This is a genomic window from Psychrobacter sp. 1Y4, assembly GCF_051847555.1.
In genome coordinates, this window is the sequence record NZ_JBPYDE010000318.1 from 1 (window position 1) to 858 (window position 858).

Genomic DNA, 858 nt, shown 5'->3' on the forward strand with positions numbered 1-858 from the left:
TTAAGCATCTCAAACGCGTCATCATACGCTCAGAAAGACCAAACTTGCTCAACTGGAACAACGTAAATAGTAACCAGCAGATACCGACCGTGACGTGAATACCGTGCAAACCTACCAGACTAAAGAAGCTCGATAAGAAGGCACTGCGATCAGGCCCGAAGCCTTCGACGATGAGATGATGGAACTCATAAACCTCCATCCCAATAAAGCCCATGCCAAATAGCGCAGTAATCATCAACCAAAGCTTAAGCTTTGACATGTTGTTCTGATAAGCACCAAGCATGGCAAAACCAAAGGTGATACTACTGATCAGTAGCAAGAACGTTTCAACCAAAACAAACTTAAGGTCGAAAATATCTTTAGGACTTGGACCATCTGCTACGCCAACCTTCAATACTGCATAAGCGGCAAAAAACGTTGCAAACAAAACCAAATCTGTCATTAAGTAAACAAAGAAACCGAGTACTTTATTACCCTGCGCATCCAAGTGGTCTGGATGATGAGGATCACTATGGTTAAAGTAATCTATATTGTCTTTGTGATTATCATCAGACGGCAACAACTCCTCGCCGTTGTCGTCTGGTAAATTACTATTTACTTCATGTGTATGCATAGTTTCGGTACTACTCATAATCCGTCTCCTGCGTGAGCCGTACGAAGACGCTTATAATAAGCATTTTCACTTTTTTCAATCTCATCCACTGGTACGATGTAATCAATATCACGTTTATTGGCTTCACGAATCACAAAGAAAATGATGGCTAAGAAAGAGGCGATTACCAACCACCAGATGTGCCAGATAAAAGCAAAGCCAAAGACGAACGTCAATAAACCAATAATCACACCAGAATCTGTATT

Annotated in this window: 1 protein-coding gene and 1 pseudogene; both read right to left on the minus strand. The window is 41.3% G+C overall.

The genetic code is table 11. From position 1 onward, the window contains the following. Nucleotides 1-631 (minus strand): cytochrome c oxidase subunit 3 (locus tag ACS8FC_RS16035; RefSeq protein WP_439297502.1); only part of this gene is annotated, 631 nt, incomplete at its 3' end. Beyond that, nucleotides 628-858 (minus strand): annotated as a pseudogene (locus tag ACS8FC_RS16040) (hypothetical protein); the annotation flags it as partial. The gene ACS8FC_RS16035 and the pseudogene ACS8FC_RS16040, both read right to left, overlap by 4 nt.